This window comes from Sanguibacter suarezii NBRC 16159 (assembly GCF_001552735.1).
Classification (GTDB): Bacteria; Actinomycetota; Actinomycetes; order Actinomycetales; family Cellulomonadaceae; genus Sanguibacter; species Sanguibacter suarezii.
This window is the reverse complement of record NZ_BCRT01000010.1, coordinates 148,165-163,948: the sequence shown is the minus strand read 5'-3', so window position 1 is coordinate 163,948 and position 15,784 is coordinate 148,165. Positions and strand designations below refer to the sequence as shown.

The window sequence follows — 15,784 nt, the reverse complement described above, 5'->3', positions numbered from 1 at the left end:
CGGCCGGGTGGGGACCGGCAGCGGTAGATTGCCGGTGTGGCGACGAACCGATGGATCTCTGCCCTGGCCGACGTCGCGCGCTCGGCGCTCACCGCGGTGACGCGTCCCAGCACGCGGACGGGCGCACCGACTCGCTCGCGGGGCGGTGCCCGGCCTGCGCCCGCTGGCGCAGCGACCTCGGGTGCAGCGGCCTCGGGCGCAGCGACCTCGGGTGCAGCGGCCTCGGGATCTCGTGCGCCGGCGCGCGACGGTTACCCCGGCGACTTCACCGGGACCCTGCGCGCCCGGTACTCCCCCTCCCCCGACGGCAAGCCCGACCCCGGGGAGGTCGTGTGGACGTGGGTGCCCTATGAAGAGGACTTCAGCCAGGGCAAGGACCGCCCCGTGCTGCTCGTCGGCCGCGACGGGGACTGGCTGCTCGGGCTCATGCTCACGAGCAAGGACCACTCCCGCGACGGCGGGGACGAGGCGCGTCGTGGGCGACGCTGGCTCGACGTCGGCTCCGGCCCCTGGGACTCCCGCGGGCGGGAGTCCGAGGTGCGTCTGGACCGGGTGGTGCGGGTGGACCCGACCGCCATCCGCCGGGAGGGCGCGGTCATGGACGCTGACCTCTTCGCTGAGGTGGTCCGCGGCGTCGGGTGATCCTGCGGCGGCTGCGACGGTGCGGCGGTGCGGCGGTGGCGAGGATGAATCCCGTCACGTCGGGGCGGCTCTACCCGAATCCCTGCTATTCTGGCGACTGCGTGTCCGCCCGGGTCGGCGGACACCATTCCAGTGCCTCTCCACGGGTTCCCCACCCCAGTCCCGGTGCTGGAAACGCCTTCTACGACCTGTTCAGATCGCTCCGGCGAACATACAAGAGAGTCCTCACGTGGCTAACATCAAGTCTCAGATCAAGCGTATCGGCACCAACGAGAAGGCACGCCTTCGCAACAAGGCTGTCAAGACCGAGCTTCGCACGCACGTCCGTCGTGTGCGCGACGCTGTCGCCGCTGGCGACAAGGATGCCGCTAACGCTGCTTTGGTCAGCGCGTCCAAGAAGCTCGACAAGGCCGTGTCCAAGGGAGTCATCCACTCCAACCAGGCCGCGAACCGCAAGTCAGCTCTGGCAAAGGCCGTCAACGGCCTGTGAGTCTCCTGATCGGCCGCACCTCGGTGTGACCGCTCGCCGCAAAGGCGCCACTTCCCGTGTCGGGGTGGCGCCTTTGCTGTGTCCTGGGTGGCGTCATTGCTGTGTCTGGGGTGGGTCGGGGTGCGGCTGGTCCGACGCTCCTGGCGAGGGGCGGGGTCAGCGACCGGCGCTGGCTGCGACGACAAGGACCGCGCGCTCGACGGCGAAGACCGGATCGCGGCCACCACCCTTGACCTCGGCGTCGGCGGCGGCGGTCGCGGTGATCGCGGTGGCCAGGCCCTCCGGGGTCCAGTTGGTCAGGTCCTTGCGGGCGCGGTCCACCTGCCACGGCGCCAGGCCGAGGTCACCGGCGGTCAGTCCCCGTCCGCGCAGCGCCGCCACCTTGGCCAGCGTGCGCAGCTTCATCGCCAGCGCCGCGACGACCGGGACCGGGTCCGCACCCGTCGCCAGGGCGTGGCGCAGCAACGACACTGCCTGCCCGGCGTCGCCGGCGATCGCGGCGTCGGCCACCCGGAAGCCGGTCGCCTCCACGCGCCCGCCGTAGTACTTGGTCACCGCGGGCTCGTCGATGGCCCGCTCGGAGTCCGCCATGAGCTGGGAGCACGCCGCGGCGAGCTCCCGCAGGTCGCTGCCCACGGCCTCGACGAGGGCCCGCACTGCACCGGCGCTGGCCCGGCGGCCCCCGCGCTTGAACTCCGCGGCGGCGAAGGCCACCTTGTCGGTGTCCTTCTTGATCGGGTCGCAGGCCACCACGGGGGCGCCGCTGGCCTTGATCGCATCGAGCATCTTCTTTCCCCGGACCCCGCCGCGGTGCGCGACGACGAGCCACACCTCGTCCGCGGGGGCTCGCAGGTACTCGATCATGTCGGTGATGAGGGCCTCGGTCGTGGCCTCGGCTCCGTCGATGACGATGATGCGTGGCTCGGCGAACAACGAGGGGCTGGTGAGCACGGAGAGCATGCCCGACTGGTACCCCGCCGCCTGGACCTCGGTCTTCTCCACCGCTGGGTCCTCGGCCCGCGCCAGCTGGGTGAGCCGGTCGACCGCCCGGTCGACGAGCAGACCTTCAGCGCCCTGGACCAGCACCACGGGCGCGAGCGGCGCCTCCTCCCAGGACAGTCCAGGAGTGGCGGTGCGCTTGGCTGAGGTACGGGGGGCTGCCATGGACCAAGGGTGTCACGAGCAGGTGCCTGCGACCAACGTCTGCCCGTCGCGGACCACGAGGGCGAACGTGGAGCAGGTGTCCGTGCGCACGATCGCCGACCCGACGCCGCGGTAGAGGTCCAGAGCCGACGCGGCAGGATGCCCGTAGGTGTTGTCAGCGCCGGAGCTGACCAGGGTCACCTCGGGCGAGAGCCACCGGGCGAGGGCGGCGTCCTGGGTCCGTGAGCCGTGGTGGGCCATCTTCACGACGTCCACCTCGCCGATCCCGGCGTCCCGCAGCGTGGTGAGCAGCGCGGCCTGCCCGGCGGCCTCGAGGTCGCCCAGCGCCATGACCGTCAGGTGCTCCGTCGTGATCGCCAGTGCGACGCTGCCATCGTTGGCGCCGCCCGCGATGCCCTCCATGCGCCCCGGGGCCGGGGCGAGCACCTGCCAGGTCACCGCGCCGGCGTCCCTGGCCGTGCTGGGATGTTCCCCTGCCTGGGCGACCGACCACGGGACCGCGGCATCGTCGAGGGCGGCGGTGACAGCGGACGCCTGGTCAGGCGGGTCCGCGACCGGGCTGACGAGCACCTGCGCGACGTCGGTCGCGGCCAGGACCTCCGTGAGAGCCCCGACGTGATCGGCATGGAAGTGGGTGAGGACCAGCAGGTCGAGCTCGGTGATGGCGAGGTCGGCAAGGCACCGTCCCACCTCTGCTCCGGCGGGTCCGACGTCCACCATGAGTGCCCGCCCGGGCCCGGTCCGCACGACCATCGCGTCCCCTTGCCCGACGTCGCACATCGCCACCTCCCAGTCGGGCGGCCAGCCCGCCGGTCCGGCCGGTGCGCCGCCGGCCAGCTCGGCGAGCCACGGCGGCCGAGCGGCCCAGACGACGGCCGTCGCGGCGACGACGAGCGTGAGCACGAAGACCGCCACCCGGACCGGGGCCCACGCCGCCCGCAGGTCTGCGGAGCCGCGGGCGGCGACGGCGTCGCGCAGGGACCTGCTGCGGCGCGGCACCGACGGCGAGCGGGCCAGCCCGGCCACGAAGAGCCGGGTGCGCAGCCACCAGGACACGGCCGGCCAGCCCATCATCCCCACGAGACCCGCGACGGTGAGCGCGGCGAGGAGTACCGCTCCCCCTCCTCCACCGGGCCACGGCAACCGGGCGGCCGGAGCGGCTGCGAAGGCCAGAGCGACCTCCGCGATCCACCAGGTCGACCACCCTGCCACCTCGGCGAGCAGCCCGGCCGCCGCAGGCCACCAGGGCGCGCACAAGGCACCGAGCACCCCGAGCACGGTCGCGCTGACCAGGGCGGGCGCCGCCAGCAGGTTCGCGGGCACGGCATAGAGGGACACCGATGGGTCGAGCAGCACGAGGACCGGGGCGCAGGCGAGCTGCGCGGCGAAGGGCACCGCGAGCGCCAGCGCCAGCCACGACGGCATCCACCGCTCCAGCCAGCGGGTCAGGGGCGCCACACCGACCACGAGCGCCGCGGTGGCCAGCACGGAGAGCACAAAGCCGTACGACCTGGCGAGGAACGGGTCCACGGCCAGCAGCACCACGACCGTCGCGCACAGAGCTGGCACGGCCTGTGCCTGACGGCCCAGGAGCACGGCGAGCAGCGCGACGGCTCCCATCACCCCGGCGCGCAGCACGCTCGGCTCGGGGTGGACGAGCAGCACGAAGCCGGTCAGGACGATCGAGGCCGTGACGGCCCGTCCCCACCGAGGCAGCCGCACCAGCGCACACAGCCAGAAGGTCGCGGCCGCGATGATGGCGAAGTGCGAACCAGAGACTGCCGTCATGTGCGTCAGACTCGTGGTGCGCAGCGCCTCGTCGAGCTCGGTGGAGAGCATCGAGGTGTCACCGATGGCGATCCCGGGGACGAGCCCACGGGCCTGGTCTGGCAGCCGGGCGCAGACGTCGACGAAGGCCTCACGGATCGCGTTGACCTGGCGCAGGACGGGCCCGGGCGGGGCGGTCACCAGGGCGTTCTGGGCCGGTTCGGCGCCTGGTGCGCTGACGTCGCTCCGGTCGACGAGCAGCATGGCGGCTGTGCGGGTGCCGGGGTCGACCGGGCGCAACCGGCCAGGGACGCTGACCGAGGATCCGTAGGGGACGTCGCGGAGCTCAGTGCCCCCCAGGAGCAGCACGTCACCGTGCGCGGGACCCACTCTGCGCTGACCGTCGAGGGTCCCGGTGACAGTCTGTGCGCGGATGGAGAGCAGGTAGCGTGGCTCCCCGCCGAACCCCGCGGTCATCGCGCGCGGCTCCGAGACCGCCGTCCCGGTCACCACGACGTGCCCGCCGCGGGCCAGGAGCTCGGGTACCTGCCCTCTCTCACGTGCCATGAGCTGCCCGCCGACGGCGAGCACGAGACACGTCAGGACCGCCAGGGTCAGCAGCACCTGCCCGGACCAGCGCGGCCTCCTGTCTGCGCCCAGCCAGCACAGCACGGCCAGCCCGGCCACGCACAGCCCCGTCATGGCGAGGGCGCACCATCCCACGGAGGTGACCGGCTGTCCCACCAGCACGATGGTCGCCAACCACCCGATCACGGCTGCCGGTGCCAGCCGCAGGTCCAGCACCCTCACCGTCAGACCGTGACCAGGTCGCGGATCGAGGTGAGGACGGCCGGACCGATGCCGGAGACCTCCAGGAGATCGTCGACGGCCGCGAAACCGCCGTGCGCCTCGCGCCAGTCGATGATCCGCCCGGCGATCGCGGGTCCGATCCCGGGCAGGGTGTCCAGGGCGGCGGCGTCGGCGGTGTTGAGGTTGATCGCCGCGCCGGAGCCTGACGTCCCGGCCGCTGTTCCGGGCGCGGGGGCTCCCGGGGTGGATCCGGTGGCCGGCCCGGCGGCCTGGGCTGGGATCACCTCCCCGGGCACCGGGACGTAGATCTGCTCACCGTCCACGACCGGCCGGGCCAGGTTCACCGCCCCGGCGTCGGCCGTCTCGGTGAGCCCGCCGGCAGCGGTGATGGCATCGATGACCCGCGCACCGGCTGCCACCTCCACCACTCCGGGGCTGGTCACCTGCCCGACGACGTGCACCGCGACCGAGGCCGGGGCGGCGGGCGCTCTTGCACTCGCTTCTCCAGCTCCCAGGGGACTCTCGGCGCCGGCAGGGCTGCTGGGGTCGCTGGGGGCGCTGGCTCCGGGTTCACCTTCTCCCTCCCCTGACTCCCCCGCCGACGTGGCAGCTGCTGGATCGATCTCAGCGAGCGGGACCGGCGCCCCCGACGTCCGTGCGAGGTCGCGCACCACGATGGCGCCGACGACCAGTGCCAGCGCCAGCGCAGCGACGACGGCGGCGCGGATCCCGACTGCCCATCGACGACGTCGCTGCTGGCGAGCCACGAGGCCGTCATGGGCGAGGGGGTGGCCGTGCGCGGCCGTGTAGGCAGTCGAGACCGAGGACATGAGCCCGGACACCGAGGCCAGACGGTCCGGGGGCCGGCCATCGGTGCCCGGCCCGGGCCTTGACGACCCTCCGGGGGTGTCGCCCCAGGCGTCGGGCTCGTCGCTCTCGTCGGGCGCGTCGGGGCCATCGCGCTCGTCAGGTCCATCACGCTCGTCGGGCTCAGGAGGTCTGCTCACCCTGCGACGGTGGCACCGCGCCGTCGTCGGCGTCGCGCGGCGCTCGCGCGACCGGGACGGGACTACCCGGCGTCGGGACTGTGGGCGACGTCTTCTGAGGTGATCAGGGCGAGCAGGCCGGGCCCCACGTGCGCGCCGAGGACCGCGCTGACGGGGGTGATGAGCACCTCACGGCCGGTCGCCTCGCTGATCTGCGCGGCGCAGGCCCGCACAGCGGCGTCGTCGCCGAGGTAGTGCATGGCCAGGCGTACGTCGTCGCCGCGCCCCGCAGCGGCGGCCGCAGCCTCGACCAGACGGGCGGACATCGCCGCACGGGTGCGGATCTTGTGCACCACCTCCACCCGGCCCCCGCGTACCCCGAGCACCGGACGCAGACCCAGTGCGGTGCCCACGGCAGCCGCAGCGGCGCTGAGCCGCCCGCCGCGGCGCAGGTGGTCGAGGGAGTCGACGACGAACATGGCCTCCGACGACGTCGCCGTCGTCATCGCTGCCCGGGCCACTGCAGCGCTGCTGCCGCCCTGGGCGGCCGTCCTCGCGGCGGCGAGCACCGCGAAACCCAGACCCATCGCGACCGTGCGAGAGTCCACCACCTCGACCGGCACCGGGCTGGTCCGGGCGGCCAGCGCGGCGGCGTGCACCGTCCCGGACAGCTCACCGGACAGGTGCACCGAGACGATGTGCCGGGCGCCCGCGGCGGCGGCCTGGCGGTAGGCCTCGGCGAAGGCGTGGGCGCTGGGCTGGGAGGTGGTGAGGACGGCGCGGCGGTCCAGCGCGGCGGTCAGATCCTCCGTCGTGAGGTCCACGCCCTCCTGGAAGGGCACGCCGTCGACGACCACCTGGAGGGCGACGCTGCGGATGCCCCAATGCTCGGCGAGGTCCGCAGGCAGCGAGGCGGTGGAGTCCGTCACGACGTGGACGTCGGGCGTCAGGGCGCGGCGGTTCGGGGCGGGACTCACCGGACCACCCTAGGCGGCGCGGCCGCCGGCACCGGACACCACGCGCGGGCAGAGCAGCCGACCTAAGATCCGATCATGGCCGACGACGCTCCAGCCCCCAGCCCCGCACCGGACCTGGCGGCCCTGCGCGCAGCAGCCGCGCAGGCCGCCGCCGAGGCGGCTGAGGCCCGGGCCGTCGCCGCCCAGGCCGCGTTGGACGCTGCGCTGGCGGCCGCCGGGACCAGCGCGCCGCCGCCGGACCAGGACGTGGGGTCTGCGTCAGAGGCCGTCGCCCAGCGTCCGCCTTCGAGCGACGCACAGGTCGCCGCCGGCGCTCCCGGCGCCGATCCTGCTCCCGGTCCCGGCACGTCTGACTACGCTGCCCAGGTCCGCGCCGCCTATGCCGCCCCCGGCGGCGTCCTGGCGCTGGGTGCGCTGCTGGAAGGTGAGGTCGGCGGGGAGGCGACCCCGGCGTCGGGCGTGCAGGTGGGCTTGGCGCTGTCCATGCTCAACCGGCACGGGCTGGTCGCCGGCGCCACCGGGACCGGCAAGACGAAGACCCTGCAGGGCATGGCCGAGGGGCTCTCCGACGCGGGTGTGCCGGTGTTCCTCGCGGACGTCAAGGGTGACCTGTCCGGGCTCGCCGTCCCTGGCACCTCCGACGAGAAGGTCCTCGAGCGGGCGCGCAGCATCGGCCAGGACTGGACACCGGCGAGCTTCCCGGTGGAGCTGTACTCCCTGGGCGGGCTGGGGACCGGCGTGCCCATCCGCACGACCGTCTCCGACTTCGGCCCGGTGCTGCTGGCCAAGGTGCTCGGCCTCAACCCCACCCAGGAGTCGAGCCTGGGGCTCGTCTTCCACTGGGCGGACTCGCAGGGCCTGGCGCTGCTCGACCTCAAGGACGTGCAGTCGGTCATCGCCTACCTCGTCTCGGACGAGGGCAAGGCTCAGCTCAAGGGCATCGGCGGGCTCTCGGCGGCGACCGCCGGGGTGATCCTGCGCGAGATCGTCACGCTGCAGGCCCAGGGCGCCGACATCTTCTTCGGAGAGCCTGCCTTTGCGTCCTCGGAGCTGCTGCGCGTGACCGACGACGGCCGCGGGGTCGTCTCCGTGCTCGAGCTGCCTGCGGTGGCCGACCGGCCGGCGCTCTTCTCGACCTTCCTCATGTGGCTGCTGGCAGACCTGTTCCAGGACCTGCCCGAGGTCGGCGACCTCGACAAACCCAAGCTCGTGTTCTTCTTCGACGAGGCGCACCTGCTCTTCCGCGGCGCGTCGAAGGACTTCGTCGAGCAGGTGGTCCAGACGGTGCGCCTCATCCGGTCCAAGGGGGTGGGGATCTTCTTCGTCACCCAGAGCCCCAAGGACGTGCCCGCCGACGTGCTCGCCCAGCTCGGCAACCGCGTCCAGCACGCCTTGCGTGCCTACACCCCCGACGACGCCGCGGCACTCAAGGCCGCGGTGCGCACCTTCCCGACCTCGCCCTACGACCTGGAGCAGCTGCTGCAGTCGCTGAGCACCGGGGAGGCCGTGGTCACCGTCCTCACCGAGAAGGGCGCGCCGACGCCGGTCGCTTGGACGCGGGTGCGTGCGCCCCGCTCGTCGATGTCTCCTGCCCCCACCGAGACGATGGAGCAGCTGGTCGCCGCCTCTCCAGCGCTCGCCCGGTACGGGACCCCGGTGGACAGCCAGAGCGCCTATGAGCTGCTCACCGCCCGCATCGCGGCCTCGACAGCCCAGGCGGCAACCGAGTCGGAGGCAGCCGAGCGCGCCAAAGAGCTGGCCGCCATGCAGGCCAAGCTCGAACGCGACGCCGCCCGCCCACGCTCGTCGACCGCCCGCCGCTCCTCAACCGCCCGCCGGTCAGGCGGCGTCCAGGGCGGCCTCGACTCCCTCCTCAAGTCCGCCGGCTCAGCCCTAGGCCGAGAGATCACCCGAACCCTCTTCGGCACCCGCCGCCGCTAACCCACCCCCCCAATCCCCCCCGCCCCGCACAACCGCTGAGTGCTGGGTTGTGCACGCGAAATCGGTCATTTTGCGTGTACAACCCAGCACTCAGCGTTGGGGGCGGGTGGTGAGGGCTGTGCGGACCCGGGTGAGGAAGCGGTCTGGGTGGCGGAGGATGTCGTCGGCGGTGGCGGTGATGATGAGCCAGCCGTCGTCTTCCAGGCGTTGGCGGCGTTCGACATCGCGGCGCCAGGTGGCAGGGTCGGTCCGGTGGACGTCGCCGTCGTACTCGATGGCGATCTTGAGGTCGCGGTACGTCATGTCTGGCATCGCAAGAAAGGTGCCGTCGCTCGCCACGACCGGACGGTTCACCTCCGGGCACGGCAGCCCGGCTGAAACCAGTACCAACCGCGCCCGGGTCTCCATGGTGGAGTCTGTTCCCACCCGCAGGAGGCCGAGCGCCTCGCGGCACAGCGCGAGGCCCCGCATCTTGTGTGTCGCTTCTGTCAGTCGCGTCAGTGCGGCGATCGACGTCACCGGCCCTCGACGGCGAATCATGGCATCGCCCAGGACCACCACCTCGTCCGGGAACAGTCCGTGAGCGAGGTGCAGCCACGTCTGGGCAGCAGTGGTAACCCGCAACGGCCCGATGCGAGTGATCTCGAGGGCCTTCTGCGAACACAGGTGGGCAACGAACGGCGCCCGCTGGGTGCGCGGACCTCGAGTAGGAGTCACGACGTGGATCCGCTCGTCGTCTTCCAGCCGCCACGGGACCTCCACCCCGTGCAGCCGCAAGGCGGTGATGTGGCTGAAGGCGGCGGCGTCGGGCAGGAACTCCTGCGCGGCGAGGCAGGTCTCGGCGAGCTCAAGATCTTTGTCGGCGCAGACCCGCACGCCACGAAACGGTCGGAGGTAGATCCGCGCATCGGCAGCGCGGCGCGTCATCCCGCCCGCGAGCGCCTCACGACGCAGGAACGGACGGACCGTGGAGGCATCCATCCCCAGAGCCTGCCCGAGAAGCCCCCTCCCCCGCCGCGCCCTGCCCACCCCCTGTGGACAACCCGCTGAGTGCTGGGTTGTGCACGCAAAAACGGGACTTTCGCGTGTACAACCCAGCACTCAGCGGAAGGAGGGGGTGGTGGGTGGGGTGGGGCGGGTTAGATGACTACGTTTACTAGTTTGGGGGCTTTGACGATGAGCTTGCGGATGGGGGCTCCGTCGAGGAAGCGGAGGAGGGCTGGGTCGGCCAGGGCGGCTGCTTCCAGGGCCTCTGCCGTGATGTCGGGGGCGACCTCGAGGCGGGAGCGGACCTTGCCCTGCACCTGGATGATGCAGGTCACGGTGTCCTCGACGAGGTACTGCTCGTCGGCGACGGGGAAGGCGTGGTGCGCCAGCGACTCCTCGTGACCGAGCCTGGCCCACAGCTCCTCGGCGATGTGCGGGGCCACCGGGGCGGTCATGAGCACGATCGCCTCGGCCGCCTCGCGGGGCACCACGGGCAGGCTGGTGAGGTGGTTGTTCAGCGCGATGAGCTTGGCGATGGCCGTGTTCGCGCGCATGTTCTCCATCTCCACGCGCACGTCGACGATGGTCCGGTGCACGTGGCGCAGGGTCTCGGTCGAGGCTGGCTCGTCGGAGACGGTGACCTCACCGGAGTCCTCGTCGAGCACGTTGCGCCACAACCGCTGCAGGAAGCGCTGCGAGCCGACGACGGCGCGGGTGTCCCACGGGCGGGACACGTCGAGGGGACCCATGGACATCTCGTACACCCGGAAGGTGTCCGCGCCGTAGGCCTCGTACATCTCGTCGGGGGTCACGACGTTCTTGAGGGACTTGCCCATCTTGCCGTACTCACGGTTGACGACCTCGCCCTGCCACAGGTACATGACCGAGCCGTCTCCGGCGACGACCTCCTCGACCTCCTCGGCCGGGACGTACTGCCCGCGGGCGTCCGTGTAGGCGTAGGCCTGCACGTAGCCCTGGTTGAAGAGCTTGTGGAAGGGCTCGATGCTCGAGACGTAGCCCAGGTCGAAGAGCACCTTGTGCCAGAACCGGGCGTAGAGCAGGTGCAGCACGGCGTGCTCGACGCCGCCGACATACAGGTCCACTCCCCCGGCCTCACCGGCCGTGGCGTTGTGGTTGGGACCCATCCAGTACTCGTCGAGCTCGGGCGAGACCGGCAGCAGCGCCTCGGGACCGTTGTTCATGGGGTCGAGGTAGCGCAGGTAGTACCAGCACGACCCTGCCCAGTTGGGCATGGTGTTCGTGTCGCGGCGGTAGGTGCGCGGGCCGTCGCCCAGGTCGAGGGTGACGTTGACCCAGTCCTCGTTGCGGCCCAGCGGCGGCTCCGGGGAGGACTCGGAGTCGTCGGGGGCGTAGGTGCGCGGGGAGTAGTCCGGGACGTCGGGCAGGTCGACCGGCAGCATGCCGGTGGGCAGCGCGATCGGCTGGTCGTCGTCGCCGTAGACGATCGGGAAGGGCTCGCCCCAGTAGCGCTGGCGGCTGAACAGCCAGTCGCGCAGACGGTAGGTGATCGTGGCGGAGCCGTAGCCCTTCTCCTCCAGCCAAGCCGTGATGGTCGTCTTGGCCTCGGCGACGCTCATGCCGTCCAGGCTGATCTCGTCGTTGGAGGAGTTGATGATGGCGCCGTCGCCGGTGTACGCGCCCCCCTCGAAGTCCTCCGGGGCGGCGACCGTGTAGACCACCGGCAGCTCGAAGGCCTCGGCGAAGGCGAAGTCGCGGGCGTCGCCGCCCGGGACGGCCATGATCGCGCCGGTCCCGTAGCCCATGAGCACGTAGTCCGCGGTGAAGACCGGGACGAAGGCGCCGTTGACGGGGTTGACGGCCAGGTGGCCGGTGAACACACCGGTCTTCTTGCCGGCGTCGGCCTGCCGCTCGACGGCGGTCTTCGCGGCGGCTGCGGCGCGGTAGGCGGCCACGGCCTCGATCGGGCTGGCGTGGTCGGCGGTCCACACCGCGCGGGTGCCGTCGGGCCACTCGACCGGGACCTCGTCGAGCAGCGGGTGCTCGGGGGCGACGACCATGAAGGTGGCCCCGAAGAGGGTGTCCGGGCGGGTGGTGAACACGGTGACCGACTCGGCCCCGGGCACGTCGAAGGTGACGTGGGCGCCCTCGGACCGGCCGATCCAGTTGCGCTGCATGGCCTTGACCTTGTCCGGCCAGTCGATGAGCTCGAGGTCGTCAGCCAGGCGGTCGGCGTAGGCGGTGATCCGCATGTTCCACTGGCGCAGGTTGCGCTGGAAGACGGGGAAGTTGCCGCGCTCGGAGCGGCCCTCGGAGGTGACCTCCTCGTTCGCGAGCACGGTGCCCAGACCCGGGCACCAGTTGACCGGGGAGTTGGAGACGTAGGCCAGACGCTGGTCGTTGACGACCGTGCGCTGCTCGGCCGGCGTCAGGTCCGCCCAGGGGCGCCCGTCCGGCATCGCACGGGTGCCCGCGGCGTAGGCGTCCTCGAGCTCGGCGATGGGACGGGCCCGTCCGGTCCCTCCGTCAGCGCGCGGGGCGTCGACGTCGTACCAGGAGTTGAAGACCTGCAGGAAGATCCACTGCGTCCAGCGCACGTACTCCGAGTCCGTGGTGGCGAAGGTGCGGCGCTCGTCGTGGGCCAGGCCCAGACGGCGCAGCTGGCGGCGCATGTTGGCGATGTTCGCCTCGGTCGTGGCGCGCGGGTGCTGCCCGGTCTGGACGGCGTACTGCTCGGCCGGCAGGCCGAAGGCGTCGAAGCCGAGCGCGTGCAGCACGTTGTCCCCGCACATGCGCCGGAAGCGGCCCACGACGTCCGTGGCGATGTAGCCGAGGGGGTGGCCCACGTGCAGCCCGGCCCCGGAGGGGAACGGGAACATGTCCATGACGAAGAAGCTCGGGCTCGCCGGGTCGGCGTTGCGGCCTTCGCCGTCGGTCAGGTCTCCGACGGGGTTCGCGGCGTAGAAGGTGCCGAGCTCAGCCCAGCGCTGCTGCCACTTGAGCTCGATCTCGGTCGCGAGGGCGGCCGTGTAGCGCAACGACGGGTCCGCCGGTCCGGTAGGAGCGGCAGCAGGGACGTGGGGGGAAGAGGCATCGGTCACCTGCTCACTTTACCGTCAACGGCCCGTTCACCTGGTGCGCTGTCAGGACATCCGGATGTGGTCGGCGATCGCCGGGCCCAGGGCGATGAGCACCCATGCCGCGGCGAGGACGTACAGCCCCACGAGCAGCACCACGCGGTTGCGCACGATCACCGCGCGCACGCTGTCAGAGACGGAGATGAACCTCTCCTGGACGGCGTAGACGAGGGTGAACCAGAACAGCGGGATGACCGCGACCCACACGACCATGCAGTACGGGCAGAGCTTGCCCAGCACCGAGACGGAGGTGTAGATGAGGAAGATCACCAGGCCCAGGGCGGCCACCGTTCCGGCGAACAGGCACAGCCAGTACCACCGCGGCAGCCTCGCTCCCACGAGCAGGACGACGCCGGTGGTCACCACCACCGGGAAGGCCGCCACCCCGATGAACGGGTTGGGGAAGCCGAGCAGCCCGCCCTGCCAGGACGCCATCGCGTCGGAGCAGTCGAGGAAGATGTTGAACGAGCAGCTCGCCACACGGTCCGGTTCGGTGAGCTTGAGGACCTTCTCGATGGCCAGGGCGAGCGAGGCTGCGAAGCCGATCAGGCCGAAGACGATCAGCACCCAGCCCATGGTCCGCCCGGACATGTCACGGTTGACGACCGGCAGGTCGAGGTCCAGGTCGAGGTCGCCGTCCGGCTCGCCTGGCCCGGTGGTCCGGTGGTCGACTGCATTCACTGCGCACTCCCCTGGTCAGGCGGTCCCCGGTCTGCGCCCCGCAGTCACGGCTGACCTACGGTATCCGCCGACTCTGACAGTTCCCTGACAGAGCGTCAGGTCCCGTCCGTGACGAGCCACGACGGCACAAGAGCCGGCGACGGTACCGGCCGAGCACCGACCGAGCACCGACCGAGCACCGACCGACTACCGGCCAGTCGCCGGCGGGGGCGCCGGCGGCTTGCCGACTACGGCGCCGCGACCAGCACGTCGTCGGGCACCCGGGTGATCGTCTGGCGCCCGAAGGCGACGACGATGACCAGCCCGAGCAGGGTGAGCACCGCGCCCGTCCAGGCCAGGGCGAGGTAGCCCCAGCCGGCGGCGATGACCAGGCCGCCCAGGAACGCGCCGTTGGCGTTGGCGGCGTTGAGGGAGGAGTGGCACAGCGCCGCGCCCAAGGACGGCGCCGCCGGCGACAGGTCCATCAGCCGCGCCTGCAGCGCGATGCCGAGCACCTGGGAGGTGATGCCGATGCAGACGACGGCCACCACCGCCGGCACCGGGCTCGCCCCGACGAGGGCGAAGGCCACCAGAGCGGCCGCGGTCCCGCCGAAGCCGAGATACAGGGTGAGCATGACGTCGACGTCGACCAGGCGCCCACCGATGAGCACGCCGATGGTCATGCCGACGCCGAAGATCGCCAGGATGATCGGCACGCTGCCCTCGGACAGGCCGGTGACCTCCATGAGGGTGGGCTTGATGTAGGAGTACACCGCGAACATCCCGCCGAAGCCGATCGCGCTGCCGGCGAAGGCGATCCACAGCGGTCCGTTGCGCAGCGCCGCGATCTCCTTGCCCGGGCTCGCGTCGCGCGGTGCGGGCGTGCGCGGCAGGAGCAGCAGCAGGCTCGCCACGGTGACCAGGCCGAGGGCGCCGATGATGACGAAGGCCACCCGCCAGCCCAGCGCCTGCCCTACCCATGACGACAGCGGGACGCCGACGATGTTGGCCACGGTGAGCCCGGCCATCATCATCGCCACCGCGTGGCCGCGCCGGGACGCCCCGACGACGGCGGTGCCCACCACCGCCCCGACGCCGAAGAACACCCCGTGCGGCAGACCGGTGAGGAACCGCCCGAGCATGAGCAGCTCGAGGGTGGGTGCCGCGGCGGAGATGAGGTTGCCCAGCGCGTAGGCGGCCATGAGCCAGACGATGAGCGTCTTGCGCTCGACCTTGGCGGCCAGCACGGTGATGAGCGGCGCCCCCACGACGACGCCGAGCGCGTAGGTGGTGATGGTGTGCCCGGCTGCGGGGATGCTCACGTCGAGGTCGGTGGCGATGTTGGTCAGCAGACCCATCGTCGCGAACTCGGTCGTGCCGATCGTGAACCCGCCCAGGGCCAGGGCCAGCAGCGCCGCCCCGGGGTGCGTGCGACGGCTCACTGGGTGACGACGGCTTCGCTGACGGCCACGACCGGCTCGGTGACGATCCAGACGGCGTCGGCGGCGCGCAGGCCGAAGTCGATGCGCGTGGTGGCCGCGACGTCCTCGGCCGGTGCCCACTCGATGCAGATGACCCCGGCGAAGTCGCGGCGCTCGACCACGCGGACCTCGGCGTCTAGGCCGAACCCGATCTCGGCGAAGTACCGCAGCACCTCCGCGTCCGCGTCGGAGATCCGGGCCACGGTGCCCTGCGCGCCGGCGTCGAGCACCGCGAGGGTGACGGCCGGGGGCGTGGGGACGGTGCCGTCGGGGCTGGGGATCGGGTCACCGTGCGGGTCCCGGTGCGGGTGGCCGAGGCGGGCGTCGATGCGGTCGATCATGAGGTCGGAGACGGCGTGCTCGAGGACCTCGGCCTCGTCGTGCACCTCGTCCCAGGTGTAGCCGAGCTCGGAGACGAGGAAGGTCTCGATGAGGCGGTGGCGGCGCACGATCTTCAGGGCCTGGCGCCGTCCGAGGTCGGTCAGGCCGATCGCGCCGTAGCGCGGGTGGGTGAGCAGGCCCTGCCCGTCCAGGCGGCGGACCGTCTCGGAGACGGTCGAGGGGCCCACGCCCAGGCGCTCGGCGAGCAGCTTGGTGGTCACCGGCTCCGTGGACCACTCCTGCAGACTCCAGACCACCTTGAGATAGTCCTGGGCTACGGAGGTCAGCTCGAGTTCGTCGGTCACGGGCTCAAGCCTAGGTCACCGGTGGGGCCGTGGATCGGCTCCGACGGGCCCGTCCGGGGAGGCGCTCGTCACGCTCG

12 protein-coding genes are annotated in these 15,784 nt (G+C 72.0%); 3 read left to right on the top strand and 9 right to left on the bottom strand.

Annotated features, from left to right (window positions below; genetic code table 11):
- Positions 1–36 precede the first annotated feature (36 nt).
- Together SS2_RS05400 and rpsT are read left to right on the top strand one after the other, a co-directional pair.
- On the top strand, positions 37–642 hold the full coding sequence (locus SS2_RS05400; RefSeq protein ID WP_066461839.1) for a type II toxin-antitoxin system PemK/MazF family toxin: 606 nt from the start codon (positions 37–39) through the stop codon (positions 640–642).
- Between the two features lie 229 nt (positions 643–871).
- Positions 872–1,132, top strand: coding sequence for a 30S ribosomal protein S20 (gene rpsT / locus SS2_RS05395; protein WP_066461837.1), 261 nt, complete (start codon positions 872–874; stop codon positions 1,130–1,132).
- Positions 1,133–1,288: 156 nt separating this feature from the next.
- On the opposite strand, the gene holA is transcribed toward rpsT, so the two are convergent.
- The 4 genes from holA to SS2_RS05375 all read right to left on the bottom strand — a co-directional run bounded on the left by holA (position 1,289) and on the right by SS2_RS05375 (position 6,836).
- Positions 1,289–2,296, bottom strand: coding sequence for a DNA polymerase III subunit delta (gene holA, locus SS2_RS05390; protein WP_066461836.1), 1,008 nt, complete (start codon positions 2,294–2,296; stop codon positions 1,289–1,291).
- 12 nt (positions 2,297–2,308) lie between these two features.
- Positions 2,309–4,873 carry a ComEC/Rec2 family competence protein gene (locus SS2_RS05385; protein ID WP_066461834.1) on the bottom strand — a complete coding sequence of 855 codons (2,565 nt, stop codon included), beginning with the start codon at positions 4,871–4,873 and terminating at the stop codon, positions 2,309–2,311.
- 2 nt (positions 4,874–4,875) lie between these two features.
- Positions 4,876–5,880 carry a ComEA family DNA-binding protein gene (locus tag SS2_RS05380; protein ID WP_245643366.1) on the bottom strand — a complete coding sequence of 335 codons (1,005 nt, stop codon included), beginning with the start codon at positions 5,878–5,880 and terminating at the stop codon, positions 4,876–4,878.
- Between the two features lie 62 nt (positions 5,881–5,942).
- Complete coding sequence (locus SS2_RS05375; RefSeq protein WP_245643364.1) at positions 5,943–6,836, bottom strand: DegV family protein; 894 nt, start codon at positions 6,834–6,836, stop codon at positions 5,943–5,945.
- Between the two features lie 75 nt (positions 6,837–6,911).
- On the opposite strand from SS2_RS05375, the gene SS2_RS05370 reads away from it, so the two are divergent.
- Positions 6,912–8,777, top strand: a complete 1,866-nt coding sequence (locus tag SS2_RS05370; RefSeq protein WP_066461830.1) for a helicase HerA-like domain-containing protein — start codon at positions 6,912–6,914, stop codon at positions 8,775–8,777.
- A 90-nt stretch (positions 8,778–8,867) separates the two neighbouring features.
- Here the strand turns inward: SS2_RS05370 and SS2_RS05365 are convergent, their stop codons facing one another.
- The 5 genes from SS2_RS05365 to SS2_RS05345 all read right to left on the bottom strand — a co-directional run bounded on the left by SS2_RS05365 (position 8,868) and on the right by SS2_RS05345 (position 15,707).
- The gene (locus SS2_RS05365; RefSeq protein WP_169796260.1) at positions 8,868–9,758 is read right to left on the bottom strand and encodes a hypothetical protein; all 891 of its coding nucleotides are present in this window, start codon (positions 9,756–9,758) and stop codon (positions 8,868–8,870) included.
- A 158-nt stretch (positions 9,759–9,916) separates the two neighbouring features.
- Entirely contained in the window at positions 9,917–12,844 is a 2,928-nt protein-coding gene (gene leuS, locus SS2_RS05360; protein WP_066461826.1) for a leucine--tRNA ligase, read from the bottom strand.
- A gap of 42 nt (positions 12,845–12,886) precedes the next feature.
- The gene (locus tag SS2_RS05355) at positions 12,887–13,561 is read right to left on the bottom strand and encodes a vitamin K epoxide reductase family protein (RefSeq protein ID WP_245643362.1); all 675 of its coding nucleotides are present in this window, start codon (positions 13,559–13,561) and stop codon (positions 12,887–12,889) included.
- A 227-nt stretch (positions 13,562–13,788) separates the two neighbouring features.
- Positions 13,789–14,982 (bottom strand): MFS transporter, encoded by a 1,194-nt coding sequence (locus SS2_RS05350; RefSeq protein ID WP_066461824.1) that lies wholly within the window; start codon positions 14,980–14,982, stop codon positions 13,789–13,791.
- Positions 14,979–15,707: a metal-dependent transcriptional regulator gene (locus SS2_RS05345; protein WP_066461822.1), complete on the bottom strand. Its 729-nt coding sequence runs from the start codon at positions 15,705–15,707 to the stop codon at positions 14,979–14,981. Before SS2_RS05345 ends, SS2_RS05350 begins: the two co-directional genes overlap by 4 nt.
- Positions 15,708–15,784 lie beyond the last annotated feature (77 nt).

Coding starts and splice junctions, on each gene's coding strand:
- holA (WP_066461836.1), bottom strand. CDS start 2,296: ATGGCAGCCCCCCGTACCTCAGCCAAGCGCACCGCCACTCCTGGACTG.
- SS2_RS05365 (WP_169796260.1), bottom strand. CDS start 9,758: ATGGATGCCTCCACGGTCCGTCCGTTCCTGCGTCGTGAGGCGCTCGCG.
- SS2_RS05370 (WP_066461830.1), top strand. CDS start 6,912: ATGGCCGACGACGCTCCAGCCCCCAGCCCCGCACCGGACCTGGCGGCC.